Origin of the sequence: Dongia sp. (genome assembly GCF_041906375.1) — a bacterium.
GTDB lineage: Bacteria > Pseudomonadota > Alphaproteobacteria > Dongiales > Dongiaceae > Dongia.
Window position 1 is genome coordinate 65,514 of sequence record NZ_JAYRJJ010000007.1, and the last position, 25,200, is coordinate 90,713.

At 63.5% G+C, this 25,200-nt stretch carries 22 protein-coding genes and 1 other RNA gene; 12 read left to right on the top strand and 11 right to left on the bottom strand.

The features are described 5' to 3' along the window. Window positions 1–26 precede the first annotated feature (26 nt). The 8 genes from ACE3OA_RS19075 to ACE3OA_RS19110 all read right to left on the bottom strand — a co-directional run bounded on the left by ACE3OA_RS19075 (window position 27) and on the right by ACE3OA_RS19110 (window position 6,889). Complete coding sequence (locus ACE3OA_RS19075) at window positions 27–1,448, bottom strand: DUF4139 domain-containing protein (protein ID WP_374313722.1); 1,422 nt, start codon at window positions 1,446–1,448, stop codon at window positions 27–29. Between the two features lie 129 nt (window positions 1,449–1,577). After that, window positions 1,578–2,222 carry a flagellar motor protein MotB gene (locus ACE3OA_RS19080; protein WP_374313724.1) on the bottom strand — a complete coding sequence of 215 codons (645 nt, stop codon included), beginning with the start codon at window positions 2,220–2,222 and terminating at the stop codon, window positions 1,578–1,580. Next, window positions 2,222–2,884, bottom strand: a complete 663-nt coding sequence (locus tag ACE3OA_RS19085; protein WP_374313726.1) for a hypothetical protein — start codon at window positions 2,882–2,884, stop codon at window positions 2,222–2,224. Before ACE3OA_RS19085 ends, ACE3OA_RS19080 begins: the two co-directional genes overlap by 1 nt. 87 nt (window positions 2,885–2,971) lie before the next feature. After that, a complete protein-coding gene (gene recR, locus ACE3OA_RS19090; RefSeq protein WP_374313727.1) occupies window positions 2,972–3,574 on the bottom strand; it encodes a recombination mediator RecR in 603 nt (200 codons plus the stop codon). Between the two features lie 15 nt (window positions 3,575–3,589). Continuing rightward, window positions 3,590–3,913: a YbaB/EbfC family nucleoid-associated protein gene (locus tag ACE3OA_RS19095; protein ID WP_374313729.1), complete on the bottom strand. Its 324-nt coding sequence runs from the start codon at window positions 3,911–3,913 to the stop codon at window positions 3,590–3,592. Further along, on the bottom strand, window positions 3,910–5,808 hold the full coding sequence (locus ACE3OA_RS19100; RefSeq protein ID WP_374313731.1) for a DNA polymerase III subunit gamma/tau: 1,899 nt from the start codon (window positions 5,806–5,808) through the stop codon (window positions 3,910–3,912). The genes ACE3OA_RS19095 and ACE3OA_RS19100 overlap by 4 nt, the downstream gene beginning before the upstream one ends. Before the next feature lie 89 nt (window positions 5,809–5,897). Further along, window positions 5,898–5,996, bottom strand: an RNA gene (ffs, locus tag ACE3OA_RS19105) — signal recognition particle sRNA small type. Between the two features lie 155 nt (window positions 5,997–6,151). Further along, on the bottom strand, window positions 6,152–6,889 hold the full coding sequence (locus tag ACE3OA_RS19110) for a DUF6134 family protein (protein ID WP_374313733.1): 738 nt from the start codon (window positions 6,887–6,889) through the stop codon (window positions 6,152–6,154). A gap of 183 nt (window positions 6,890–7,072) precedes the next feature. Here ACE3OA_RS19110 and nudC point away from each other — a divergent pair, with 183 nt between their 5' ends. Then, entirely contained in the window at window positions 7,073–7,984 is a 912-nt protein-coding gene (gene nudC / locus ACE3OA_RS19115) for an NAD(+) diphosphatase (RefSeq protein WP_374313735.1), read from the top strand. Here the strand turns inward: nudC and ACE3OA_RS19120 are convergent. After that, a complete protein-coding gene (locus tag ACE3OA_RS19120; RefSeq protein WP_374313737.1) occupies window positions 7,974–9,008 on the bottom strand; it encodes a pentapeptide repeat-containing protein in 1,035 nt (344 codons plus the stop codon). The genes nudC and ACE3OA_RS19120 overlap by 11 nt on opposite strands. A gap of 223 nt (window positions 9,009–9,231) precedes the next feature. Here ACE3OA_RS19120 and ACE3OA_RS19125 point away from each other — a divergent pair, with 223 nt between their 5' ends. The 3 genes from ACE3OA_RS19125 (at window position 9,232) to rnk (ending at window position 12,566) form a co-directional block, all read left to right on the top strand. After that, on the top strand, window positions 9,232–10,872 hold the full coding sequence (locus ACE3OA_RS19125; RefSeq protein WP_374313739.1) for an ATP-binding protein: 1,641 nt from the start codon (window positions 9,232–9,234) through the stop codon (window positions 10,870–10,872). Window positions 10,873–10,998: 126 nt separating this feature from the next. Next, window positions 10,999–11,886, top strand: coding sequence for a TraB/GumN family protein (locus ACE3OA_RS19130; RefSeq protein ID WP_374313741.1), 888 nt, complete (start codon window positions 10,999–11,001; stop codon window positions 11,884–11,886). A 284-nt stretch (window positions 11,887–12,170) separates the two neighbouring features. After that, window positions 12,171–12,566, top strand: a complete 396-nt coding sequence (rnk, locus tag ACE3OA_RS19135; protein ID WP_374313743.1) for a nucleoside diphosphate kinase regulator — start codon at window positions 12,171–12,173, stop codon at window positions 12,564–12,566. 28 nt (window positions 12,567–12,594) lie between these two features. Here the strand turns inward: rnk and ACE3OA_RS19140 are convergent, their stop codons facing one another. Then, window positions 12,595–13,437 (bottom strand): prephenate dehydratase, encoded by an 843-nt coding sequence (locus ACE3OA_RS19140; protein WP_374313745.1) that lies wholly within the window; start codon window positions 13,435–13,437, stop codon window positions 12,595–12,597. Window positions 13,438–13,472: 35 nt separating this feature from the next. Then, window positions 13,473–14,246 (bottom strand): 3-deoxy-manno-octulosonate cytidylyltransferase, encoded by a 774-nt coding sequence (locus tag ACE3OA_RS19145; protein ID WP_374313747.1) that lies wholly within the window; start codon window positions 14,244–14,246, stop codon window positions 13,473–13,475. 344 nt (window positions 14,247–14,590) lie between these two features. On the opposite strand from ACE3OA_RS19145, the gene ACE3OA_RS19150 reads away from it, so the two are divergent. The 8 genes from ACE3OA_RS19150 to ACE3OA_RS19185 all read left to right on the top strand — a co-directional run bounded on the left by ACE3OA_RS19150 (window position 14,591) and on the right by ACE3OA_RS19185 (window position 25,166). Continuing rightward, the gene (locus tag ACE3OA_RS19150; protein WP_374313749.1) at window positions 14,591–15,139 is read left to right on the top strand and encodes a cytochrome c family protein; all 549 of its coding nucleotides are present in this window, start codon (window positions 14,591–14,593) and stop codon (window positions 15,137–15,139) included. A gap of 12 nt (window positions 15,140–15,151) precedes the next feature. Next, window positions 15,152–15,946: a histidinol-phosphatase gene (hisN, locus tag ACE3OA_RS19155; protein ID WP_374313751.1), complete on the top strand. Its 795-nt coding sequence runs from the start codon at window positions 15,152–15,154 to the stop codon at window positions 15,944–15,946. 98 nt (window positions 15,947–16,044) lie between these two features. Beyond that, complete coding sequence (locus tag ACE3OA_RS19160; RefSeq protein WP_374313753.1) at window positions 16,045–18,066, top strand: extracellular solute-binding protein; 2,022 nt, start codon at window positions 16,045–16,047, stop codon at window positions 18,064–18,066. 22 nt (window positions 18,067–18,088) lie between these two features. Then, the gene (locus ACE3OA_RS19165; RefSeq protein WP_374313755.1) at window positions 18,089–19,198 is read left to right on the top strand and encodes a microcin C ABC transporter permease YejB; all 1,110 of its coding nucleotides are present in this window, start codon (window positions 18,089–18,091) and stop codon (window positions 19,196–19,198) included. Next, entirely contained in the window at window positions 19,195–20,238 is a 1,044-nt protein-coding gene (locus tag ACE3OA_RS19170) for an ABC transporter permease (RefSeq protein ID WP_374313757.1), read from the top strand. The genes ACE3OA_RS19165 and ACE3OA_RS19170 overlap by 4 nt, the downstream gene beginning before the upstream one ends. After that, window positions 20,238–21,869: an ABC transporter ATP-binding protein gene (locus tag ACE3OA_RS19175; RefSeq protein WP_374313759.1), complete on the top strand. Its 1,632-nt coding sequence runs from the start codon at window positions 20,238–20,240 to the stop codon at window positions 21,867–21,869. Before ACE3OA_RS19170 ends, ACE3OA_RS19175 begins: the two co-directional genes overlap by 1 nt. Beyond that, on the top strand, window positions 21,866–22,801 hold the full coding sequence (locus ACE3OA_RS19180; protein WP_374313761.1) for a 2-hydroxyacid dehydrogenase: 936 nt from the start codon (window positions 21,866–21,868) through the stop codon (window positions 22,799–22,801). The genes ACE3OA_RS19175 and ACE3OA_RS19180 overlap by 4 nt, the downstream gene beginning before the upstream one ends. 349 nt (window positions 22,802–23,150) lie before the next feature. Beyond that, window positions 23,151–25,166 carry a methyl-accepting chemotaxis protein gene (locus ACE3OA_RS19185; RefSeq protein ID WP_374313763.1) on the top strand — a complete coding sequence of 672 codons (2,016 nt, stop codon included), beginning with the start codon at window positions 23,151–23,153 and terminating at the stop codon, window positions 25,164–25,166. The last annotated feature ends 34 nt before the right edge of the window (window positions 25,167–25,200 follow it).

Sequence of the window (25,200 nt, forward strand, 5' to 3'; positions counted from 1 at the left end):
CCGGGTGGTCCCCTCGTCTCGCTCGTTCAGAGCTTGATGCGCACGCTGTATTTCAGCGTCGTCGACCCTTCGGCTGGAATTTCGACCAGCCATTGCGCGGTGTTAGCATCGAGCTTTTCGTGGCCTTGCGATTCCTGCAGCATCTTCCATTCGCCGGGGAAGGCTTCGCGCAGGTCCACCGTGACCTTCTCCTTCTTGGCGTTCTTGATCTCGACTTCGTAGGAATTTTCGTAGAGATCGTCGGCGAGCTTGCTGTAATTGGTCTGCTTGGCGCGGGCGGTGATGTCGAAGGCCTCGCCCAGGGTCAGATCGACGCGCTCGTTTTTGGGCGTGTGGTCGATGTGATCCTCGCCGACGAACAGCGCGTTGCCATTGTCGTCCTTCTTGTAGACGCGGATGATTCCGGCCGGCAGCGGCATGCCCATATGCGATTTCTCATCGTTCTTGAACTTCAGCTTCACCTGCGCATTCTGGCGCGGGCCCTCGCCGAAATTATAGCCGTAATTGCCCCAGACATTGGCGCTGTTGGTGATGAGATATTGCTTCTCGACCGGCACCTCAGCGGCGGCCAGCATGGCCACCTGCTTGGTCTGGTTCTCCTTGATCGTGGTCGGCCGTTCGAGGCTGTAGAGGTGGTATTCGAACGCCGCCTGCTCGACCATCTTCGGCGCGGCCGGCATTGCGTCCATGGCCATCACGCCGCCCGAGGCGCGCTCCAGCATCGGCTGCACTTGGTTCACATTGCCGGCCACCAGCTGCAGCTTGGCGTCCTTATAGGTGATGCCGCTCTGGTTGGTGAGGGTGACGAGGCCATTGATGTTGACGTGCGATTCATCGGGGCTGAGATCGACCACGTAATCGGCCGACCAGGAGAGGCCGCGACTGAGATAGGAAAGATCGACCGGCACCTCGCCCGCCTTCTCGCTCATCGTCTTGATGACCAAAGTGGGGCGCGCGCGCAGATTGGTCGGCACGCCGGAATAGACCAGGCGCCCGGGGATTGCCGTCTCGATGCGGTCGCCGATCTTCAGCACGGCCTGTCCGTCGGCGACGGAGAGCACTTCGGCCTCTTCGCTGCTGTCTTCGCCGGTTTCCGGATTGGTGCGGAAGACGCGGATCTTCTGCCCCAGCGATTTTTCCAGCAGCTTCTGCGGCGTCAGCAGGTCGAAATCAAAATTCTGCTCAAGCACGTCGAGTGCCCCGCCAGGCGAGTTGAGCAGTGCCGTCTCGGGCCGCATGGCCGCGGAAACGTCGATGAAGGCGATATCGTTCTCGCCGGCCGCCACGGTGACTTTCCGCGAATCGCGGATGAGCGCCAGATCCTGGTTGTAGATAGTGACGGCAATGCCGGTCTGGCTGTCGGTGGTGACGGCCGTTTCGGCGAAGGCGCCGCTGATGGCGGTGAAGACCAGAGCGAGGGCGGTGCCGGCAACGAGCAGAGAACGCATGGGAGAATCCTTTTTGGGATGGTCGCGGTGACCGGACATATTTGGTCACGGAATGCGGCAAGACTATGACGGGACGGTGGTGCCGCTCAAGCGACGGGGATCACTTTTGCGTGCGCGCAGCGGTGGCTGCTATTCCCCCGCCTCGCGGAAGATGACCACGCGGATATGGGGGGCATCGTCGGCGCTGATGCCGGTGCGGGCGATGAGCGCCTCGGGGGCCCCCGAGTCACGCAGATGCGTGGCCAGCTTGTTTGCGAGCGTCATGCCCTTGGCCCAGTTTTCGCCGGTGCCGTCCTGCGGCATGTCGGCACTGAGCGCTGCTTCATTGGGCGTCACGGCAAGGAGCCCGGCCAGCGCAAAGAGCAGGTCATCCTCGCGTGTCGCGGCGTCCGCAGCCATATCGATGCGCTTCAGGGGCAGATCCAGCATCACATTGTCGCCCTGGGGCAGCACCAGCACCTCCTTGAGGGCGGGTGTTGCATCGACCTTGGTCTGCAGCAGGTTGGCGAGGTAGTCGGTATCGCGCCCCTCAGCTGCGGGTTTCGCCGCCATGGATTTTTCGGCGGCACCTTCCTCGGCCTCGATCTGCGACTCGGTCGCCTCGATGCCGAACGCTGCCTGCATGCGGGCGCGATCGGTCTGGGCCAGTGAATAGAGCAGCACGAAGCTTGCCAGCAGGCAGCCGGCGAAATCGGCAAAGCTCATCAACCAGACGGGCTGCTTGACCTCGTGCTTGGGCGCCTCGCCGGCGCGGATGAAATCGTCGCCTGACATCAGGGTGCTTCCGGCGCAGTGCCGGCCTGCGGAGATAGCTTGACGAGGAGATTCAGACTCTCCTTGTCGCCGGATAGATTGCCGATGAAGAAACGTGCGGGGGCGAGACCCCGATTGACGGCCGCCTGGGCGAGCGCGCTGGCATAGGTGTCACTCAATTCGGCATCGCCGAAGCGCAGCTCGGCCTCATAGCCGGTCTCAGGGGGTAACTTGTCGAGCGCGGTGGCCAGGGCGGCCAGGGCGTTTTCCATCTCGGCCGTCGCCTGTTTCGTGGTGGTGTCCAGCGCCACGGCGAAGGGCAGCTTGAGAATCAGGCGGTTGCCGCCGCTTTCGCCCTCGACCTCGGTCATCGGCAAGGCGGTGCGAAAGCCCTTGGCGGCGGCGCCCAGCAATTCGGCATTGCTTGCTTCGGTCGAATGCCCGTCGCCGGCCGTGAGGGCGAAGGTCTGCTTGACCCCCGTGATCAGGGCGCGCATGCGCGAATTCTCGTGCAGCGAAATGCTGGTCAGCACGATCATGAAGGTGGTGATCATCAGCATCAGGCTGACGAAAGTGGGCAAAGACGGATTGCCGGCCGGCACGAATTTCACCTCCGGCAGGGGCAAAGGCCGCTTATGGGCGCGCCTTTCCTTGCGTGGGATCGGTGGCTCGAGCTCCGACAATGGCTGATTCCCTCAGATTTCCTGGCCTCTATCCTACCGGAAATGCAAGGCCTGGGCCAGTTGGCCCGGGAAGGGCGATCGACAGCTTCAGATCTTCTGGCGGGCCTTCATCGCCTGGATGAGCGTCCCGTCATCGAGATAGTCGAGCTCGCCGCCGACGGGAACACCATGGGCAAGGCGGGAAATGGTGACGCCCCCCTGTCCACCGCTGGGCGGCTGCAGCCGGTCGCTGAGATAATGCCCCGTGGTCTGCCCGTCGACCGTGGCCCCCAGGGCCAGGATCACTTCCTTGACCTCACCGCCTTCCAGGCGCCGCAGCAGCGGGGCGATGGATAGCTGCTCCGGCCCGATGCCGTCGAGGGCCGACAAGACGCCACCCAGCACATGATAGCGCCCCTTGAAGGTCGCCACCCGTTCCAGCGCCCACAGATCGCCGACATCGGCCACTACGCAGATCTGGCTGGCATCGCGGCCGGGGTCGCGGCAGACGGTGCAGGGGTCGGTGGCATCGAGATTGCCGCATTGGCTGCAGCTCTTCACATGCGCGGCGACATCGCCCAGCGCCTCGATCAGCGGATGCAGCAGGGCTTCGCGTTTTTTCAGAAGATGCAGCACCGCGCGCCGCGCCGACCTCGGCCCCAACCCAGGCAACCGCCCCATGATCTGGATAAGCTTGTCGATGTCGTTCATCGGAAGAACGACAAATCAGAACGGCAGCTTGAAGCCCGGCGGCAGCGGCAGGCCGCCGGTGACCTTGCCCATCTCGTCGGCGATGTGCTTGTCGGCCTTCGAGCGCGCGTCGCGCAAAGCGGCGCTGATGAGGTCTTCCAGCACATCAACCTCGGCCGGATTGACCAGGGAGGGGTCGATCTTCACGCGCTGGGGCTCGCCCTTCGCGGTCATGGTGATGCTGACCATGCCGCCGGCGGCCTCGCCCGTGACGATGGCCTGTTCGAGGGCGGCCTGCATTTCAGCCATCTTCGACTGCATCTGCTGGGCCTGTTTCATCATCTGGCCGAGATTCTTCATAACTCATCGTCTCCAAAAGGCATGTCCATATCGCCGCCATTCTCGAGGTCGGGGCCGTCGATCCCGGCGGTGTCGCTGGTTGCTGCAGCCGGTTGTTCCGGCACCCCTAGATCGCGCACCTCGTCGATGCTGGCGCCGGGAAAGGCTTTGAGGACCGCCTGCACCAGCGGATGTTCCGCAGCCTGCGCCTTGCGGGCGGCAACGATGACTGCTTCCTGCTGCTTCAATGTTGCTTCGCCCGCGGCATTGCTGAGCGAGACCAGCCAGCGCTTGCCGGTCCATTCCAGCAGGCAGGATGCAATGCGGTTGGCAAGATTGCCGGGTGCCCGCTCCGACGGGCGGAATTCCAGGCGGCCCGGTTCGAAATGCACCAGATGCACGTCGGAGAGCAGGTGGGTGAGCAGGATCGCCTCGCGCTTGGCGCGGAACAGGGCGACGATGTCGTCGAAGCTTCTGGGGTCGGCCAGCGATTCCGTATCCGGCTTCGCGGCCGTGTGGCCCAAAGGCGGCGGGGCTTCCTGTGGCACCACTTCAAGGCGTGCCGCGGCGCGCGTGCCGCCATTGCTGCCGCCGCCGACATAACTGGACGCGATGGCGGAAGTTGATCCGTTGCTGCCCGGGCCGTTCCCGCCTGATCCGTTCCCGGCCGATCCGTTCCCGTTGCGCATCGGCGCGCCGCTTGCGGGTGTTGCGGGAATCTGGCCGCTGCTCAAGCGCTTCACCAATTCGCCCGGCGTCGGCAGGTCGGCCACATGCATCAGGCGGATAAGCGCCATCTCGACAGCGGCCAGGGCCTGCGGGGCGGCCTGCGCCTCGCCCAGGCCTTTCAACAGCATCTGCCAAGCGCGGGAGAGGACCGGCATGGAAAGCTTCTGCGCCAGTTCCGCGCCGCGCTTCCTTTCCGCTTCCGGCATGGTCGGCGCGGTTAGCACGTCGGGCGAGATCTTGGCGCGGGTGATGAGATGGGTGAGGTCAAGAAGATCCTGCACCACCACGATCGGATCGGCGCCGGCACGGTACATCGCCCCCAGCAGGTCAAGCGCCCTGGCTGCCTCGCCGCCCATCACCGCTTCATAGAGATCGAACAGCTGCGTGCGGTCGGAAAGACCCAGCATCTCGCGGATCTGGCCTTCGGTGACGGTGCCTTCCGCCATCGCGATCGCCTGGTCGAGCAGAGAAAGGCCGTCGCGCGCCGAACCGTCGGCAGCGCGGGCGATAAGCGCCAGGGCGTTGGGCTCGACCGCGACTTTCTCGGCCGCGACGATGCGCGCAAAATGCGCCGCCAGCACATCGGCCTCGATGCGCCTGAGATCGAAACGCTGGCAGCGCGACAGCACCGTCACCGGCACTTTCCGGATCTCGGTGGTGGCGAAGACGAACTTCACATGTCCCGGCGGTTCCTCGAGCGTCTTCAGCAGCGCGTTGAAGGCGCTGTTGGAGAGCATGTGCACTTCGTCGATGATGTAGACTTTGTAACGCGCACTGACCGGGCGATAGCGCACCCCCTCGATGAGCTCGCGCATGTCGCCCACACCGGTGCGGCTGGCGGCGTCCATCTCGATGACGTCGACATGCCGGTCCTCGGCGATGGCCAGGCAATGTTCGCATTGGCCGCAGGGGCTGGCGGTGGGGCCGCCTTTGCCGTCGGGGCCGACGCAGTTGAAGGCGCGGGCGAGAATGCGCGCGGTCGTCGTCTTGCCGACACCGCGCACGCCGGTCAGCATGAAGGCGTGGGCGAGGCGGCCGGCGGCGATGGCGTTGGTGAGCGTGCGGACCAGGGCGTCCTGGCCGATGAGGCCGGAAAAATCGCTCGGCCGGTATTTGCGGGCAAGGACCCGGTAATGCCCGTCGGCATCACCGCCTGTTGCCTGAATCTGCCCGTTCTGGTCACTCATGCAATCGTCGTCGCCCACCGGAGGAATCGTTCCTTTAGGTGGTACAAAATATCGCGCCGGGATGCCAGCAATCTAATTGGAAGGGGAAGGGTGGGAGGCTGGCCTGCGACCCGCATGCAAACTCGTTACGGCTGCTTCCTTCCGGACCTGACCGGGTTGGCGAGACATACGTCCGCCACCAACCTCCCGGGCGAGCTTATAGCAAGAACTCACCCACCTTGCGCAACCGAAGAATCGCCGCAGGAGATTATCGTTGCGATTCAGCCTGTTGCCCGCAACCACGAAAGACGGCGCCACATCGCTGGCCCGATCCTTGGCAGGGCTCAGCCTGGATGGGCGGTTGTTACGGGCGGTCGAGCAGCTGCTGGCGGATGATCGAGCCGTCCTTGGCCTTCATCTCGGCCTGCAGGATGATCCCGTCGGAACCGTACCAGACGTCGCGGTTGAGTTCGCCGGTGAAGGAATAATGCCTTGCGTCCATCTGTCCGACGGGCAGGACCAGGGCCACGGCTCCCTTGTCGCTCACTTGCACCTGATGGGTACGGCCGCGCACCGTGTCGAGCACCGCCTGCTGCTTCACGGCATCGGGATGCCACAAGGTGGAGGGGATGAGATCGCCAGGCAGGTCGCGCTGTTTCTCATTGTACCTGCCCACCAGCCGGTCGCCCTTGCGCGCCAGATCGACCTTGCGCTCCTCGCCGTCATCGTCGGTTTGCGAGAGCATGGCCTGCAGCATGCCATCCTGCCAATGTTCCTCGGTATGCTGGGTGAATTTGTAGAAACTCAAACCCAGCATGCGCACGTCGATCTCGACATCGGTGATGACGGTCAGGCGGTTGCTGCCATCGGCCACGAAATCGAGCTTCTGCGTGCCGATGGGATCGCCGTCGCGGGTGATGGTGTAGATGTAGCGCCCACGCGGCGGCGTGAAGGGGAAGCCGGCTTCGGCGGAAGCGGATTGCGTATTGGCGACGAGCGAATCCGCCAGAACCGCGCCCGGCGCCGCCAGGGCAAGCAAGGCCGTTGCAGCCAACGCATGGCGCGACGTAACCCAGAGCATTTGTCGACGCGTGACACTCATGACTAGAATATCGACCTGAAAAATCCGGATGCTGATATATGATCGACCCAAGAGCCGAAAAGGTCAAACCACGTAAGTTGACCGTTAACCTAAATGCGTCCTGACGATCCGTCCGTCAAGATGCGATCCTGAAAGATATCGGCCAGCCGGACAAACGGGCTGCCGCATTAACGAATCCGAGACATGCAGACCTATTTCTACGCCACCGGCGATTTCGACCGCAGCGCTGAGCACCGCGAAGACCAGACCTGGCTGCGGGCGCGGCTTTCCGATCCGAACAGCCGCGTCTATCCGGTCTGGCGCCTGCGGCATCTGGTGCAGCCGCAAAAGATTCAGCCGGCGGACATGCCGCAATTGCGACTTATTGATCCGGTGGCACAGGCCGATCTCATCGCGCGGGCGGAAACGGTGATTCTGCTGGGAGTCGAAGGCGGTATCGCTCATTTTGCGCTCGACCTTTCGGTGCTCGATGAAAACGCGGCGATGGAACTGGGCGATTTCCAGGAATTGCGCGGCATCGGTCCTTTGTTACCGCAGCGTGACGGCGCGCTGCTCGCCTATGCGCGCGGCCTTGCCTATTGGCATCAGCGCCATCGCTATTGCGGTGTGTGCGGTGCGCCGACCGAAGTGAAAGCGGCCGGCCACCAGCGGCAATGCACCGACCGCAATTGTGCAACGGTGCAGTTTCCGCGCACCGATCCGGCGGTGATCATGCGGGTTACCTGCGGCAACCGAATTCTGATGGCGCGGCAAGGCATGTGGGCGCCCGGCATGCATTCGGTGCTGGCGGGCTTCGTCGAACCCGGTGAGAGCCTGGAAGATGCGGTGGCGCGCGAAGTGTTCGAGGAAGTGGGCCTGCGCGTACACAATATCCGCTATTTCGGATCGCAACCCTGGCCGTTCCCGGCTTCCCTGATGCTGGGCTTTACCGCGGAGGCGTCGAACGAGGCATTCGATCTTCAGGACGGCGAAATCGAATCCGCCCGCTGGATGTCGCGCATGGAATTGCTGAATTCGCCGGAAGACGAAACCTTCCGCCTGCCGCGCGCCGATTCGATCTCGCGCCGCCTCATCGAAGATTGGGTCAAGCTCTAGAAGCGGTCTTGGCCTGCAGCCCGCGCGTGCTCAGGGTCGAGCCGGGCAATTCGCCGATCACGCAGGCTCTAACATCCAGCCCGCGCTGATGGGCCGCGGTGAAATCGGCGCCGCGCAGATCGGCCTTGCCGAGCTTGGCGCGCAGCAGATTGGCAGCGCGGAAATCGGCAGCCATCAGCCAGGCGCCTTCAAGGCATGTCTCGGCAAGTGTCGCGCCGTTGAAATTGGCAGCGGCCAGATTGCGTCCCGAAAGATCGACGCCGGAAAGATCGAGCCCTGAAAGATTGGCGCGGCTGCCTTCAATGCCGAGGCTCAATACCCAGCGGTGATGAGCGTCGAGAACGAGGCCCAGCTTGCCCGCATCCAGTTTCTTCAGCGCCGGGCCGCTGGCACAGGTGATGTCGAGCTTCCCTTCCATCGACTTGTCGAGCACGGCGCCGGAGAAATCGCTGTCGATCATCGTGGCGCCGGCGAGGACCACGCCGGTCATTTCCGCCTGGCGGAAGGAGGCGCCGCGCAGATCCGCGTTGCTGAGATTGGTTTTCTCCAGCACGGCGCCGGAAAGGTCGGCGCCCTTCATCTTGCTGTCGGCGAAATTGGCGCGGGTGAGGATGGCGCCTTTGAACGAGGAATGATCCTCGCTATGCGCGTCGCGGCGAATGTCGGAACGGTCGAGCGACGCGCCGATCATGGTGGCGTCCTGGAAAGAAGCACTTCGGAGATCGGCGCGCTGGAAGTCGGCATTGGTAAGGTCGGCGCGATCGAAGGAGGAACTCCTGAGGATGGCACCGACGAATTTGACGCCGCGGCCCTCGCTATCGTCGAAGCGGCACCGGATGAAGATTCCGTCGGTGAAGTTCATGTGGCTGAGGTCAAGCTTGGTGAGGTCGCAATCCTCCAGCATCGCCCGCTTGCCGCTGGGCCGGCCGACGACCCAGTCGAGATGCAGCTGGCCCAGGCGCTGCAAGATCTCGCGGGTGATGCGCTTGCCTTTGATGACTCGTGTATCGGGCGGTGGCGCCATGATCTCTCGGTCCTGAAATCCGGTGAAATTCGACCAACGGCGCCATACCGGCCCCGAAAGCTGCGTGGTCCTAGCACTTTGGTCCTAAGCTCACAATATTATGTGTTTTCGATAAATAGGATTTAAATACTTTTCGTTGTACGGTTTCGCAGCCTTTGTTAGAGGCCGGATGTGCGGAGCTGCCAAACCGCGAAAGTCTTTGCCCCAGTGACGGAGAATCGTCATGAGCGCCCTGCCCTTGACCACCCTTGCCCCCACGCCCGAAACAGCGAATCAGCTCGGCCGCGTCATGGCCGTCTCCGGTGCCAAGGTCGTCGGGCAGCTGCAGCGGGAAAAGAACGGCGGCCGCGGGCCTCATATCGGTGAACTGGTCAAGATCGTGACCGATCATTCCACCGTCTTCGGCTTCGTTACCGCGCTTGGCATCGATCATCCGGGCCAGGCCGAGGAACTGCGCCGGGTGGAACTGGAAATGGTCGGCGAGATCGACCGCCGCGGCGGCGACGATGCCCCGTTCCAGCGCGGCGTGACGGCCTTTCCGGCCCTCGACGATGTGCTGGCGCGCGCCACCTCCGAGGATCTGCGCCGTGTATTTACGCGGCGCCTGGGTGCGGGCCAGCGCAGCGCCCGCATCGGCGCATTGCATCAGGACCACGATATCCCGGCCGACATCCTGGCCAGCGAATTGCTGGGCAAGCATTTCGCTGTGCTGGGTACGACGGGGTCGGGCAAATCCTGTGCCCTCGTCACGATCCTGCGCGCGATTCTCAGCCAGCATGACCATGCCCATGTGATCATGCTCGACCCGCACAATGAATATGCGACCGCCTTCAAGGACCAGGCGGAAATCGTGACGCCGGACGATCTCGAGCTGCCCTATTGGCTGCTCAATTTCGAGGAATTGCGGGAAATGGTGATCGGCACCGGCTCGCCCCAGCCCGATGCCGACGCGGTGATGCTCAACCAGGTGGTCACGCAGGCCAAGCGCAACATGGCGGCAAGTCCGGAAGCGGCGGCGCAGATCACGGTCGATACGCCGGTGCCCTATCGCCTCTCCGATATCGCCAAGATCATCGACGGAATCCTGGGCAAGCTCGACCGGCCGGCCGACATGGCGGCCTATCATCGCATCCGCGAGCGCTTCCAGCATATGCAGGCGGATCGGCGCCTCTCCTTCATGTTTCCCGGCAGCGGCAGCAACAGCGCGCTGCAGGGCCTGGTCACGCGCGACAACATGGCGAAGATTCTCGGGCGCCTCTTCCGCGTGCCGGTGGCCGGCAAGCCGATCACTGTTCTCGATACATCCGGCGTGCCGGCGGAAATCCTCAACGTGGTCGTCTCCTTGCTCTCGCGCATGAGTTTCGATTTCGCGCTGTGGAGTGAGCAGAAGGCACCGGTGCTGCTGGTCTGCGAAGAAGCGCATCGCTATGCGCCGGCCGATCCCCATGCCGGCTTCGAGCCGACCAAGCGGGCGCTGTCGCGCATCGCCAAGGAAGGGCGCAAATACGGCGTCTCGCTCTGCCTCATCAGCCAGCGCCCGTCGGAACTTGCCACCACCGTCCTCTCTCAATGCAGCACGATCTTCGCCTTGCGCATGACCAGCCAGAAGGACCAGGAGTTCCTGGCGGCCGCCTTGCCGGAATCGAGCCAGGGCTTGATGAGCGAGCTCCCTTCCTTGCGCAACGGCCAGGCCATCGCGGTGGGCGAGGGCGTGCCGCTGCCCACCCGCATCGATTTCGACCGTTTGGCGGAAGAGCACCGGCCGCGCAGCAGCACGGCGCCCTTCGATAGGGCCTGGCAACAGGACCAGCTCGACGCCGCCGACCTCGTCGACGTGGTCAAACGCTGGCGCCATCTGGATTGATCTTCCCCAAGCGGGAAAAGATCCCTCTTGGAAAAGGAGCGGGCCGGGGCCATATGCACCGACACTGCCCGGGCCAGGTTCCCTGCCCCGGCAATTCTGTGCGCGGCTTCTGGGGATGGTGGATCGATGCCGGCTTTCATGACGCGTCTTGGCAATCTCGCGCGGCGCGGGTTGCTCGCACTCCTGGCACTGCTCCCCATGGCCGGTACCGCGGTGGCCGATCCTGCTTTGTGGGTCGCGCGCCAGGGGCAGGCCACCTTCTATCTCTTCGGTACCTTCCACATGCTGAAGCCGGGAATCGACTGGCGCTCGGAGAAGATCGATGCAGCCTTTGCCTCCAGCGATGCCTTGTGGCTGGAAATGGCCGAGGGCACCGATGTCAACGAAGCGTTGCTGTGGAAATACGGTAAGGACCCGGCGCACCCGCTCTCGACCAAGCTCAGCGCCGCGGAACGCACGCGCCTGCGCGCGGCGGCGGAGCGGGCCGGCATCCAGCCAGTGATGCTGGAATCCCTGCGCCCTTGGCTTGCCGCCTCCACGCTTGCCAGCGCCCCGATGATGAATGCCGGCTATGAATCGGCATTCGGCGCCGACAATCGCCTGCTGGCGGCAGCGAAGGCTGCGCACAAGCCGGTCAATGGGTTCGAGACGGCCGAGCAGCAGCTGCGCTTCATGGCCGATTTGCCCCCGGAAATGGAACTGGCCATGCTGGCCCAGGTCATCTCCTACCAGGCGCAGACCGAAACGTTCCAGAACCAGATCTTCGATGCGTGGCTCGCGGGCGATGCGGAAAAGCTCGGTACCATGATGACGGCCGACATGCTCTCGCCCGCGGACAAGGTCTTCTATCAACGTCTGCTGGTTGATCGCAACGCGGCCTGGACCGAACGCATCGCGGTGCTTGCCAAGGCCGGCGGCACGCATTTCATCGCCGTCGGCGCCGGCCATCTCGCCGGCGAAGAATCGCTGCAAGCCAAGCTCCGCCAACGCGGCTTCACGGTCGAACGCTTCTAGGAACCCCCAGGCGGCCGATCGCAAACGCGGCTTGAACTTCGCCTGGAGCCGCCCCATCTATGCCTGATCATGTCACGGCAACGGCACATCTTCGCCGCCCAGCTTCGCGCGGGCAGGCTGCAAACGGGCACCAAGCCCGGAACCCGACGCTGATCCTTCGCGGATCGCCCGGTTTCCGGGCCTGACGCCGCTTATTTTCTTTCATCACCGATGGCGAGACGACGGTCGCGTGAAGGCGCGCCTGGCCGGCGCAATGCGTCATCATTTCCAGGGAGGACTCCTCTATGAACCAGCATACCCCGCCGCCAATCACACTTTCCGAACAGGATCACGCCCGGCTCAGCAATCTGGCGCTGGCGGTCGAACATCAACCCGGCATCGGCGATTTCCTGATGCGGGAATTGACCCGCGCAAATGTGCTGCCGCGCGCCCAGATCGGCGCCGACATCGTCACGATGCATGCCGAGATCCAATACCGCGACAACAGCACCGGCGAGACGCATGTGGCGACCCTCGTCTATCCGGGCGATCAGGACATTGCGGCGTGGAAGATCTCGGTGCTGACGCCGGTGGGTGCGGCACTGATCGGCCTCAAGGTCGGCCAATCGATCGCCTGGGAGACGCGCTCGGGCGAGATCAAGAATCTCACCGTGCTCAAGGTGATCCGGCAGCCTGCCTGATCGTTCCTGCCCGACCAATCCTGCCCGGCTAATCTTGTTGGCGGAACTTCGACGCCGGATAGACGCCGAGGATGCGCACCTCGCGCGAGAAGAACGACAGTTCTTCGAGGGCGAGGCGCACCGCGCGCTGGTCGGGATGGCCGTCGATGTCGGCGTAGAATTGCGTCGAGGAGAAATGGCCGTCGAGCATATAGCTCTCCAGCTTGGTGATGTTGATGCCGTTGGTGGCAAACCCGCCCAGCGCCTTGTAGAGCGCTGCCGGCACCGAGCGCACGCGGAAGACGAAACTGGTGATGATCGGCCCTTTGGCCGGATCCGGGTCGATCGGTTCCAGCGCCATCACCACGAAGCGGGTGGTGTTGTGGGTGGCATCTTCCATGTCGGGCTTCAGGATTTCGAGATCATAGATCTCGGCCGCGAGCGATGAGGCGATGGCGGCTGCGTCCTTGTCGCCGCGCGCGGCAAGCTCGGCCGCGGCACCGGCGGTATCGGCATGCACCACCGGCTTGATGCCCAATGCCCTGAGATTGTTGCGGCATTGGCTGAGCGCCTGGATATGGCTCGATGCCGTCTTGATGTCGCCGAGCTTGGCCCCCTTGACGCCCAGCAGCTGGTGATTCACGCGCTGGAAATGTTCGGCAACGATATGGAGGCCCGAATCCGGCATCAGATGGTGAATGTCGGCGACGCGGCCCGCCACCGAATTTTCGATCGGCACCATGGCGAGACGGGCGCGGCCTTCATGAACGGCCGCAAACATATCCTCGAACGAGGCGCAGGGCAGCGTCGTCATGTCCGGAAAGGCGGCGCGGCAGGCGAGGTTCGAATAGGCCCCGGGTACGCCCTGGAAGGCGATGGTGTTGTTGCTCAAGACCGCTGCTACCTTATGCCGAATGTCTGGAAGATTTATTTGCCGGGCGCCAGATGCTGGCGCGCCCGTTCGAGTTCGGCCGGAGTATCGACACCGAGCGGCAGGGTGTCAACGAGCGCCACGTCGATGCGCATGCCGTTTTCCAGCGCGCGCAACTGCTCCAGCTTCTCGCGCTGTTCGAGAATGCCAGGTGCCAGTTTCACAAAGCGCTCAAGCGCTGCCCGCCGATACGCGTAAAGGCCGACATGATGATAATGCGGCCCGACCTTGCCATCGGCATTGGCCGGCGCCGTGGCCCGGCTGAAGTAAAGCGCGCGGGCGATGCCGGTGCCGCCGCCGGCAAAGGCAGCCACCGCCTTCACCACATTGGGATTGTGCCGTTCCTCCTCGCGGGTGATCTCGACCGCCAGGGTGGCGATGTCGACCGCCGGCTCTGCCAGCGGGTCGAGCGACCGGCGGATGAGGGCCGGATCGAGGGTCGGCAGGTCGCCCTGCACATTGACCACCGTGTCGAAGCGCCGATCCGGATCGATCCGGGAGAGCGCCTCGAAGATGCGGTCCGAGCCAGAGGGGTGGTTGGGGTCGGTGAGAACTGCCTGTCCGCCGGCGGCCTCGACGGCCTCCTTGATGCTGGCTTCCGCGCAGGCGACGAAAACGGGGCCGATTCCGGCTTCCATCGCCCGGCGCCAGACATGGACGATCATGGGCGCCCCATGGATGTCGGCCAGCGGCTTGTCGGGCAGGCGGGTCGAGGCCATGCGGGCCGGAATGAGGATAACGGGATGGTGGGGGAGGGCGGTCGCGGTCATGGGGCTTTGTGAATTCTGCTGGTGGCGGGCGGTGGGCGGGTCGGATGGCGGCGCAGCTTGCCCCGCGGCAGGCCGCCCCGGGGCGCGACATTATGCCGCTAAGTGGCGGAAATCAAAGCCCACCCGAAACGGTGAAATAAAAGAACCGAAGCAGGGGCCTGGACGCCGTTTCGGGTGCGCCGGCATTGGACAGCGGCAGCGGAAGCGGTTAAATTCCGCGCCGAGTTACGGCCCCTTGACTAGCCAGAATGTACCGCGCGGCGGCCCGGGGTAAGCCTTTTTGGGTTCCAATCGGGGCCAAGGGGGCTGCACCGCTGCGCATAAGCCATGAGGGATGAAGTCTAATGTCTTTGGAAGCCAACAAGATCGCCGCTGCGGTCCTGGTCGGCGGCATGCTGACCCTTTCGGTCGGTCTGGTCTCCAACATCATTTACGGTGCCCCGGCCGGTGCCGGCGCTGAACATGCCGCCGAAGGTGGCGCTGAAGAGGGGGCTGCGACGGCCGCCCCCGCCGCGGCGACCCCGGATGCCGCCCCGGTTTCCTCGGTGCCGCTGATTGCCGCCGCCGACCCCGCCGCCGGTGAAAAGATCGCCGGCAAGTGCAAGACCTGCCACACCTTCGAGAGCGGCGGCCCGAACCGCGTCGGCCCGAATCTGTGGGGCGTCCTTGGCGGCCATTCGGCGCACAAGGCCGATTTCACCTATTCCGACGTGGTCAAGAATCTCAACATCACCTGGGATTACGACCATCTCGACCAGTTCCTGACCAATCCGAAGGCCTATGCCAAGGGCACCAAGATGAGCTTTGCCGGCCTGAAGAAGCCGGAAGAGCGCGCAGCCCTCATCCGTTGGCTGCGTGATCAGTCAGATGCTCCGGCGCCCCTGCCGCAATAAGGCGTAGCACCGATGGCCAATGCCGCCACGGCGCAGGCTGCGCCGGCTGAATTTCTGTCGCTGGCCAGAAGCCTCGTCGATATCAGCCGGCCGATCCTGCGCGGTTACTATCGCACCCGGCTCGACATCATCTCCAAGGGTGATGAAAGCCCGGTGACCAGGGCCGACCGCGAATGCGAAGCGGCCTTGCGGGCGGCCATCAACAAGGCCTTTCCGGCCCACGGCATCATCGGCGAGGAATTCGGCGCCGAGCGGGCGGAGGCGGAGTTTGTCTGGGTGCTCGATCCCCTGGATGGAACCCGCGCCTTCGTCACCGGCCGGCCGACCTTCGGGACCCTCATTGCCCTGACCCAGGGCGGCAAGCCGCTGCTCGGCGTCATCGACATGCCGGTTCTTTCCGATTTGTGGATCGGCGCCACGGGCCATGCGACGACGCTCAACGGCGCCCCCGTCCATGCCCGCGCCTGCGCCGATCTGAAGGACGCCTATTTCTCGGCCGCCCTGCCGCAGATGTTCCAGGGCGCCGACCGCGCCCGGCATGACCGGCTCGCCGGTGCCGCCAAATCGGCCACCTATGGTGGCGATTGCTATCAATACGGCATGGTGGCGACCGGCTTCATCGACCTGGTGGTTGAAAAGACGCTGGGGATCTACGACTACCTGTCGCTGGTGCCGGTGCTCGAAGGGGCCGGGGCTTTCATCACCGATTGGCAGGGAAAGCCCCTCACGGTCCATTCCGGCGACCATGTGGCGGCAGCGGGCGATCGGCGCGTGCTCGACCAGGCGCTTGCCATCCTCAACGCCTGAGACCGGCTAAACACCCAATATTTCTAGGCTTTCCGACCGTGCGGCGCTTCCGCTATGCTCGCGGCAAATAAGCTGTTCGCATTTCGGGAAGGCTGTTCATGCTCAATCGCGTCGCTGCCGGATTCTTGGCCCTGGCTATTCTCTCCGGGGCCGCTTGCACCGGACCCGCATTCGCGCAAGACAGCATCAAGACCCACGCCCTGACCTTGGGCGACAAGCCCAAATACGGGGCCGATTTCAAACACCTCGATTACGTCAATCCGGACGCCCCCAAGGGCGGCACGGTGCGCTATGCCGGCCTTGGCAGCTTCGACAGCTTCAATCCGTTCATCGTGAACGGCGACCCGGCGGGCCTCACCGGTCTCTATGAAACGCTCACCACCCAGGTCGACGACGACACGATGGGCGAATACGGCCTCATTGCCGAAAGCATGGAGGTGGCCAAGGACAATTCCTGGATCATCTTCAACCTCAGGAAGGAAGCGCGCTGGCATGACGGCCAGCCGATCACGGCCGATGATGTCGTCTTCTCGTTTAACACCTTGAAGGAAAAGGGCGCGCCCTTTTATCGCTTCTATTACGGCAACGTCACCAAGGTCGAAGCGCTCGAACCCTTGCGCGTCAAGTTCACCTTCGCCAGTGCCAATAACCGCGAATTGCCGGTGATCATGGGCCAACTGCCCGTGCTACCCAAGCATTTCTGGGAAGGCAGGAAATTCGACGAACCGTCGCTCGACGTGCCGCTGGGCAGCGGCCCCTACAAGCTGAAAAGCTTCGAGGCCGGCCGTTCCGTGACGATGGAACGTGTCCCCGACTATTGGGGCAAGGATCTGCCGGTCAATATCGGCACCGACAATTACGAAACCGTGCGCACCGATTATTATCGCGATCCCACGGTCGTGCTGGAAGCCTTCAAGGCCGGCAGCTTCGATCTGCGTGTCGAAAATTCGGCCAAGCAATGGGCGACCGCCTATGATTCCCCGGCATTGCGCGACGGGCGGATGAAGAAGGAACTGATCGCGGATGACAATCCGCACGGCATGCAGGGCTTCGGCATGAATCTGCGCCGCCCGCAGCTGCAGGACCCGCTGGTGCGCCAGGCGCTCACGCTCGCTTTCGATTTCGAATGGGCCAACAAGACCCTGTTCTTCGGTCAATACACGCGCACGCGCTCCTTCTTCCAGAACTCGCCCATGGAAGCCAAGGGGCTGCCGTCGCCGGAAGAACTGAAAATCCTCGAACGCTTCCGCGGCAAGATCCCGGATGAGGTCTTCACCACCGAATACAACCCGCCGGTCAGCGATAGCAGCGGCAGCAACGCCGAGAATCTTGCAAAAGCCGCTGTGCTGCTCGACCAGGCGGGCTGGAAGCTTGAAAACGGCAAGCGCTTGAAGGATGGCAAGGCGCTGGAACTGGAGTTCCTGCTGCAGGCCGGCGACAGTTTCGAGCGCATCGTGCAGCCTTATGCCAAATCGCTGGAACGGCTCGGCATCAAGCTCAACCTGCGCGCGGTCGATTCGGCCCAATATCAGAAGCGCCGCGAGGATTTCGACTTCGACATGGTCTCGTCCTTGTTCCCGCAATCGCTGTCGCCGGGCAACGAACAGCGCGACTTCTGGGGCTCGGCCGCCGCGGATCTGCCCGGCAGCCGCAACGAACTGGGCATCAAGGATCCGGTCATCGATCAATTGGTCGAAGAATTGATTGCGGCACCGTCGCGCGACGAGCTTATCCTCCATTGCCGCGCGCTCGATCGTATTCTGCAATGGCGCCATTACGTGGTGCCGAACTGGCATCTCGCGGCCGTGCGCATCGCCTATTGGGACAAGTTCGGGCGGCCCGCGAAGCTGCCGGAGCCGACCTATGGCATCGGCCTTGCCGCCTGGTGGATCGACCCCGCCAAGGAAAAGGCAATCGCCGAGAAGACCGCGCAGGCCCCGGCGCCTGCTGCGGCCAACGCCGTGCCGACGGAACCGGCCGCTGTCGAGGATCATTCGGCTCATCAGGCCGGCGGTGACGGCCGCGGCAGTTCGCCGCTCACCTATGTCTTCTATATCGGTGGCGCCATCGTGCTGCTGCTGATCATTGTTGCCGTCGCGCGACGGAAGAAGGCGAAGTGAGCGCAAGCAGGGTGACACCGCGATGATCGCCTATATCGTCCGCCGCCTGCTGCTGATGATCCCGACATTGCTCGGCATCATGATCATCAATTTCATCATCATCCAGGCGGCACCCGGCGGGCCGGTCGAACAGACCATTGCCAAGCTCAAGGGAACGGCGATCGATTCCACCGCGCGCATCACTGGTGGCGGCGGCAGCGAGGTGATGACGGGGACCCAGTCGCAGGGGACGCCTGCCGACACGACCAGCAAATACCGCGGCGCGCGGGGACTCGATCCCAAATTCGTCGCCGAGATCGAGCGCATGTATGGTTTCGACAAACCGATGCATGAACGCTTCCTGATGATGATGAAGAGCTACCTGACCTTCGACTTCGGCAAAAGCTTCTTCAAAGGCCGGCCGGTGGTCGAACTCATTCTCGAGAAGATGCCGGTGTCGATCTCGCTGGGCCTGTGGACGACGCTGATCATCTACGGCATTTCCATCCCGCTCGGCATCGCCAAGGCGGCGCGCGACGGATCGCCCTTCGATGTCTGGACCAGCACCGCCATCATCGTCGGTTCCGCCATACCGGGTTTCCTGTTCGCGATCCTGCTGGTCGTCCTGTTCGCAGGGGGCACCTATTTCGATGTGTTCCCCTTGCGTGGACTCGTCTCCGACAATTGGGAGCAGCTGTCCTGGCCGGCGCGCATCATGGACTATTTCTGGCACATGACCTTGCCGATCCTGTCGCTGGTGATCGGCAGTTTTGCCGGTCTTACTTTGCTCACCAAGAATTCCTTTCTCGACCAGATCAACCTGCAATATGTGACGACGGCGCGCGCCAAGGGCCTCAGCGAAAAGCGCGTGCTCTACGGCCATGTCTTCCGCAACGCCATGTTGATCGTCATTGCCGGCTTCCCCAGCGCTTTCGTCGGCATCCTCTTCACCGGCGCCTTGCTGACCGAAATCATCTTTTCGCTCGACGGACTGGGTCTGCTGGGGTGGGAAGCCACGATCAATCGCGACTATCCGGTGATGTTCGCCACCCTCTATATGTTCACGCTGCTGGGTCTGGTCATGCAGCTGGTGGGTGACATCACTTATATGCTGGTCGATCCGCGCATCGATTTCGAGGCGCGCGAGACATGAGCGTGGTCAAACCCAAGATCTCGCCCTTGACGGCCCGGCGCTGGCGCAACTTCCGCGCCAATGGCCGCGGCTTCTGGTCGTTGATCCTGTTCCTGATCCTCTTCGGCATCAGCCTGCCGGCGGAATTCATCGCCAATGACCGGCCGATCCTCGTTTCCTACAAGGATGAGCTCTACTGGCCAGTCTTCCATCACTATGGCGAGGAAGTCTTCGGCGGTGTCGCCGGCCTCACCGCCGATTTCACCGGTTCCTTCCTGCAGGAGCGCGTGGCGCAGGGCGGCGGCTGGATGATCTGGCCGCCCATCCCCTTCTCCTACGACACGGTGGTGACCAATCTGCCGGGTCCGGCCCCGACCGCGCCGGACGGCGTCAACTGGCTGGGGACAGATGACCAGGCACGCGACGTGCTGGCCCGCGTCATCTACGGCTTCCGCATCTCGGTGCTGTTCGGGCTCATTCTCACCATCTTCAGCACCATCGTCGGCGTCATCGCCGGTGCGGTGCAGGGCTATTTCGGCGGCTGGACGGACCTCACCTTCCAGCGTTTCCTGGAGATCTGGGGCGGCCTTCCCTTCCTCTACATCCTGATGATTCTATCCAGCATCATCGAACCGGGTTTCTGGACCCTGCTTGGCATCATGCTGCTGGTCAGCTGGACCTGGCCGGTGGGTGTCGTGCGCGCCGAATTCCTGCGCGCGCGCAATCTCGAATATGTGCGCGCGGCCAAGGCGCTGGGCCTGGGCGATTGGCGCATCATGCTGCGCCACATCCTGCCCAATGCCATGGTGGCCACGCTGACTTTCCTGCCTTTCACATTGGGCGGTTCGGTGACGACTTTGACCTCGCTCGACTTCCTCGGTTTCGGCTTGCCGCCCGGCTCGCCGTCGTTGGGTGAATTGCTGGCTCAAGGGAAGGAGAATTTGCAGGCACCTTGGCTCGGCATCACCGGCTTCGTCGTCATCGGCGCCATGCTCATCCTCCTCATCTTCATCGGTGAAGCGATCCGCGACGCTTTCGACCCCCGCAAGGGAAATGCCTGATGGGGGAGAAGCTGATCGAGATCGAGAACCTGTCGGTGGCCTTCGGCGCGCGCGAGGTCGTGCACGGGGTAAGCTTCAGCATCGAAAAAGGTGAGACGCTGGCGCTGGTGGGCGAGTCCGGGTCGGGAAAATCGGTGACAGCCCTCTCCATCCTGCGCCTGCTGCCATACCCTGCGGCCTCGCATCCCAGCGGTGCCATCCGTTTTGCCGGGGCCAATGGCGGAACCGAAGATCTGCTGCAATTGCCCTTGTCGCGGCTCCGCCAGATTCGCGGCGGCCGCATCGCCATGATCTTCCAGGAACCGACCCTGTCGCTCAATCCGCTGCACCGGGTCGAGCGGCAATTGGTCGAAGCCATCCAGCTGCACAAACCGACGAGCGATACGGCGGCGAAGAAGCGCGCGCTGGAACTCCTCGAGCTGGTCAGGATCGATGACGCACCGCAGAAACTTAAATGTTTCCCGCATGAAATGTCCGGCGGCCAGCGCCAGCGCGTGATGATCGCCATGGCGCTCGCCAACGAGCCCGATCTTCTCATCGCCGACGAACCGACCACGGCGCTCGACGTCACCATCCAGGCGCAGATCCTGGCGCTGATGATGGATCTGCAGCGGCGCCTCGGCATGGCGATCCTGCTCATCACCCACGACCTCGGCGTGGTGCGGAAATTCAGCCAGCGCGTCGCCGTCATGCAGCAAGGGGCCATCGTCGAACAGGGCGAGACGGCGCGCGTCTTTGCCGAACCGCAGCACGACTACACCAAGCATCTGCTGGCGGCCGAGCCCAAAGGGCAGGTCGAGCCGATGTCGGCGGGCGCGCCGGAACTGCTCCGCGCCGAAAAGCTGTCGGTGCTCTTTCCCATCAAGCGCGGTGTCTTCCGCCGCGTCGTCGGTCATGTGCCGGCAGTGGTCGATGCCGATCTGGCGCTCCATGAAGGCGAGACGATGGGCGTTGTGGGCGAATCCGGCTCCGGCAAGACGACGCTGGCGTTGGCCCTGCTGCGTCTCATCGACAGCCAGGGCACCATTCACTTCAACGGCCGCCGCATCGACCAGCTGGATCGCGGCGAGATGCGTCCCTTGCGGCGGGAAATGCAGATCGTCTTCCAGGATCCCTTTGGCTCTCTCTCGCCCCGCCTTTCCATCGGCGAGATCGTGGCGGAAGGCCTCGGTATCCACAATATCGGCCGCGACGAGACGGAGCGCGAGGAGATCGTCATCGAAACCTTGCGCGAAGTGGGGCTCGATCCGGAAACGCGGCATCGCTATCCGCATGAATTCTCCGGCGGCCAGCGCCAGCGCATCGCCATCGCCCGTGCTCTCATCCTGAAGCCCAAGCTCATCGTGCTCGATGAGCCGACGTCGGCCCTCGACATGTCGGTGCAGGCGCAGATCGTCGACCTGCTCCGGGATTTGCAGCGACGCCACCGGCTTGGCTATCTCTTCATCTCGCATGATCTGAGGGTAATACGGGCGATGAGCCATCGCGTCATGGTGCTGAAGCAGGGGAAAGTGGTCGAAACGGGGACCGCCGCCGATGTGTTCGAGCGGCCGCGCGAGGCCTATACCAAGGCGCTGCTCTCGGCTGCCCTCCATCATGAACCGGTCGATCTCGGCGTGGTGCGCCAATGAGCCGGACCCGATTGCTCTTTGCCGGCGCCGATGAATATCTGGCGACCTTCGAGGCGGCGGCGCGGTCGCTGCCGCAGATCGACCTGGTGGCTTACCAGCCGGGGCAGGATCTCGCCGGCATCCAATATCTGCTGATGTGGCGGCCGGTGCCGGGACTTGCCGCCGCCATGCGCGATCTCAAGGCCATCTTCTGCTTCGGCGCGGGGGTCGACCGGCTGCTGGCCAGCAGCGATATCCCCGCGCAGATTCCCATCGTGCGCATGGTCGAGCCGGGATTGACCCGCGGCATGAGCGAATATGTGCTGTGGCAGGCCTTGCGCCATCATCGCCGCATCTGGGAGTTGGAGGAGGCGCAGGCCGAAGGCCGCTGGGCGCCGCATTGGTACCCCGCCGCCTGGGAACGGCCGGTCGGCATCCTTGGCCTGGGCGAATTGGGCATCGCCACGGGCGAGAAGCTCCTTGAATTCGGCTTTCCCGTGCGCGGCTGGTCGCGCCAGCGCAAACAGCATGCCGACATAGAGAGCTTCGCCGGCCCGGAAGAATTGCCGGCCTTCCTCAGGGATCTCGAAATCCTCATCTGCCTGCTGCCCCTGACCGAGGCGACGCGGGGCATCTTGAATGCCGGGCTCTTTTCGGGGCTGAAGCCCGGTGCTTCGCTCATCAATGTCGGGCGCGGGCAGCATCTCGTCGAGGCCGACCTGCTGGAAGCCCTGGCGAGCGGCCAATTGCTGGCGGCGAGCCTCGACGTCTTTGCCAAGGAACCGCTGCCGGCCGATCACCCCTTTTGGCGGCACCCCCGGATTTTCATGTCGCCGCACAATGCCAGCGATACCGATCCCGCCGGGGGGCTTGGCGAAATCGCCCGCCAGATCGGGCGCTCCCTTACCGGCCAGCCGCTCGAACACGTCGCCGACCGCGCCCGCGGTTACTGAGACCCAAGCGGGACTGCGTCCGTCTTGCATCCCGGTTACGGTGCCAGGGGCCTTTCCTGCGCAAAATGCACGTGGCCGCATAAGAGGCGACGGTTTCTTTAGAAATTCCTGGAAAAAATACTTGGGAAGATTGGCTTGGCCAAATCAGGGCGGCACAGCGGCCGAGCCATACCGAAATGTGAGATCGCGGAAAAATTTGCAGAATAGGCGTTCGCGTTAACGAATCTTTGGAGTTTCTGGCCGAGCTTTAGCCCTGTGCAGATCAAATGCCTAAATGCGGCGGATTTTTAAGAATCATGTCGCAGGAAGGTTAAGAAAAATTCCGCGAACTCGCAGAGGGTCGACCTTCATGTTTCATTCCGTTCTGGCGCGCTTGCGCATTGGAACCCGCATCCTGCTCGGCTTCGGCATCGTCCTGACGCTGCTGGCTGGTGTCATCCTGTTCAGCTTCATGTCGCTGCAGAACATCCGCGGCAGTCTCGATGAATATGTCCGCATCTCCGAAAACGCGATGACGGTGCAGCGCATCGACCGCAACGTCGTCGACCTGCGGCGGAACGTCATCGGCTATATGACGACAGGCAAGCCGGAAGCCCTGGACGCGGCGCGTGAGCTCCTGTCGCAGCTGAAGGCCGACATCGACAACCGCGTCCAGACGACCAAATCGGCTGACCGCAAGGCGATGTTTACCGAGATGGCGCAGCTGGTCGATGCCTATGCCGGCAGCCTCGACAATGTCGTGGCACTCAAGACCGAGCGCGACAAGGTGCAGAACGAACAGATGGCGACCTTGGGCGCCACCGCCGGCAAGACGATGTCCGATCTCCTTTCGGCCGCTCTCAACAGCGAAGATTTCGTCGGCGCGGCCTTTGCTGGCCAGGCCATCGAAAAGATGCTGACCGCCCGCATCGCGGCGGCGCGCTATACCGCCACGGGCGATCCCAAGCTGATCGAATCGGCGCAGAAATACGTCTCCATGTTCGGCATGGATGCGACGACCCTGCAGAACAAGCTTGCCAACATGGTCTATCGGGCCCGCGCCCTCGAAGTTGCCAAGACGATGAAGGATTACGGCGCCAATCTGGTGGCCCTTGCCGACATGGCAACCAAGCTCGAGACGCTCGACAAGTCGATGACCGAACAGGCCACCCGCTTTGCCGAGGTGTCGAAAACCGTGCTCGACTCGCAGCTCGGCAGCATGGAGGAGGTCAAGGGAACCGTCATCTCGACGATTGCCTCGGCCATCACCATCCTGATCATCGTGGCTGGCGTCGCCCTGGCTGTCGGCACCTTTGCCGGCTGGCTGATCGGCCGCAGCATCGCGCATCCGGTGCGCGACATGACCGGTGCCATGGACCAACTGGCCAAGGGCAATCTCGATACCGCGATCCCGGCCCTGCAGAACAAGGACGAAATCGGCGACATGGCGCGCACCGTCGTGGTGTTCAAGGACGCGCTCGTGGCACAGCGCGCGGCCGATGCCGCCGCCAAGGCCGATGCCGAGGCAAAGCTGCAGCGCGCGCAGGAACTCAACGATCTCATCAAGGGCTTCGAAGGCCAGGTGGGCGAACTGGTCGGCACCCTTTCCTCGGCGGCGTCTGAGCTGCAGACCTCGGCGCAATCCATGTCGGCGACCGCTGAACAGACCAACCAGCAATCGAACGCGGTGGCGGCGGCGGCCGAGCAGACGACGGCCAATGTGCAAACCGTGGCGGCGGCAACCGAGGAATTGACCAGCTCGATCAGCGAAATCGGGCGCCAGGTCAGCCAATCCACCAGTATCGCGCATAAGGCCGTCAATCAGGCAGCCCTCACCAACACCCAGGTCCAGGGGCTCGCGACCTCCGCGCAAGCGATCGGCGCCGTGGTGCAGCTCATCAACGACATCGCCAGCCAGACCAATCTGCTGGCCTTGAATGCAACGATCGAGGCGGCCCGCGCCGGCGAGGCCGGCAAAGGCTTTGCTGTTGTGGCGTCCGAAGTGAAGAGCCTTGCCTCGCAGACGGCCAAGGCGACGGAAGAGATCGGCAGCAAGATCGCCGAGATCCAGCAGGCGACCGAACATTCGGTGGCTGCCATCCAGGACATCTCGAAGGTGATCGAAGAGATCAGCCACATCTCGACGACCATTGCCGCGGCGGTCGAGGAACAGGCCGCTGCCACCAATGAGATCGCCCGCAACGTGCAGCAGGCGAGCCAGGGCACGACCCAGGTTTCCGGCAATATCCAGGGCGTCACCGAAGCTGCCGGCGAAACCGGCCGGGCGGCCGGCCAGGTGCTCGGTGCCGCCACCGATCTCGGCCAGCAATCCAGTGTGCTGAGCCGCGCGGTCGGCGATTTCATCAGCCGGGTCCGGGCAATCTGAGGGTCCGGGCGATCTGAGGATCCGGTTCCCTAAG

What these genes read in the sequence shown, in the direction of transcription:
- ACE3OA_RS19075 (WP_374313722.1), bottom strand. Translation starts at nt 1,448, where the DNA reads ATGCGTTCTCTGCTCGTTGCCGGCACCGCCCTCGCTCTGGTCTTCACC.
- ACE3OA_RS19080 (WP_374313724.1), bottom strand. Translation starts at nt 2,222, where the DNA reads ATGTCAGGCGACGATTTCATCCGCGCCGGCGAGGCGCCCAAGCACGAG.
- recR (WP_374313727.1), bottom strand. Translation starts at nt 3,574, where the DNA reads ATGAACGACATCGACAAGCTTATCCAGATCATGGGGCGGTTGCCTGGG.
- ACE3OA_RS19095 (WP_374313729.1), bottom strand. Translation starts at nt 3,913, where the DNA reads ATGAAGAATCTCGGCCAGATGATGAAACAGGCCCAGCAGATGCAGTCG.
- ACE3OA_RS19100 (WP_374313731.1), bottom strand. Translation starts at nt 5,808, where the DNA reads ATGAGTGACCAGAACGGGCAGATTCAGGCAACAGGCGGTGATGCCGAC.
- ACE3OA_RS19110 (WP_374313733.1), bottom strand. Translation starts at nt 6,889, where the DNA reads ATGAGTGTCACGCGTCGACAAATGCTCTGGGTTACGTCGCGCCATGCG.
- nudC (WP_374313735.1), top strand. Translation starts at nt 7,073, where the DNA reads ATGCAGACCTATTTCTACGCCACCGGCGATTTCGACCGCAGCGCTGAG.
- ACE3OA_RS19120 (WP_374313737.1), bottom strand. Translation starts at nt 9,008, where the DNA reads ATGGCGCCACCGCCCGATACACGAGTCATCAAAGGCAAGCGCATCACC.
- ACE3OA_RS19125 (WP_374313739.1), top strand. Translation starts at nt 9,232, where the DNA reads ATGAGCGCCCTGCCCTTGACCACCCTTGCCCCCACGCCCGAAACAGCG.
- ACE3OA_RS19130 (WP_374313741.1), top strand. Translation starts at nt 10,999, where the DNA reads ATGCCGGCTTTCATGACGCGTCTTGGCAATCTCGCGCGGCGCGGGTTG.
- rnk (WP_374313743.1), top strand. Translation starts at nt 12,171, where the DNA reads ATGAACCAGCATACCCCGCCGCCAATCACACTTTCCGAACAGGATCAC.
- ACE3OA_RS19145 (WP_374313747.1), bottom strand. Translation starts at nt 14,246, where the DNA reads ATGACCGCGACCGCCCTCCCCCACCATCCCGTTATCCTCATTCCGGCC.
- ACE3OA_RS19150 (WP_374313749.1), top strand. Translation starts at nt 14,591, where the DNA reads ATGTCTTTGGAAGCCAACAAGATCGCCGCTGCGGTCCTGGTCGGCGGC.
- hisN (WP_374313751.1), top strand. Translation starts at nt 15,152, where the DNA reads ATGGCCAATGCCGCCACGGCGCAGGCTGCGCCGGCTGAATTTCTGTCG.
- ACE3OA_RS19160 (WP_374313753.1), top strand. Translation starts at nt 16,045, where the DNA reads ATGCTCAATCGCGTCGCTGCCGGATTCTTGGCCCTGGCTATTCTCTCC.
- ACE3OA_RS19165 (WP_374313755.1), top strand. Translation starts at nt 18,089, where the DNA reads ATGATCGCCTATATCGTCCGCCGCCTGCTGCTGATGATCCCGACATTG.
- ACE3OA_RS19170 (WP_374313757.1), top strand. Translation starts at nt 19,195, where the DNA reads ATGAGCGTGGTCAAACCCAAGATCTCGCCCTTGACGGCCCGGCGCTGG.
- ACE3OA_RS19175 (WP_374313759.1), top strand. Translation starts at nt 20,238, where the DNA reads ATGGGGGAGAAGCTGATCGAGATCGAGAACCTGTCGGTGGCCTTCGGC.
- ACE3OA_RS19180 (WP_374313761.1), top strand. Translation starts at nt 21,866, where the DNA reads ATGAGCCGGACCCGATTGCTCTTTGCCGGCGCCGATGAATATCTGGCG.
- ACE3OA_RS19185 (WP_374313763.1), top strand. Translation starts at nt 23,151, where the DNA reads ATGTTTCATTCCGTTCTGGCGCGCTTGCGCATTGGAACCCGCATCCTG.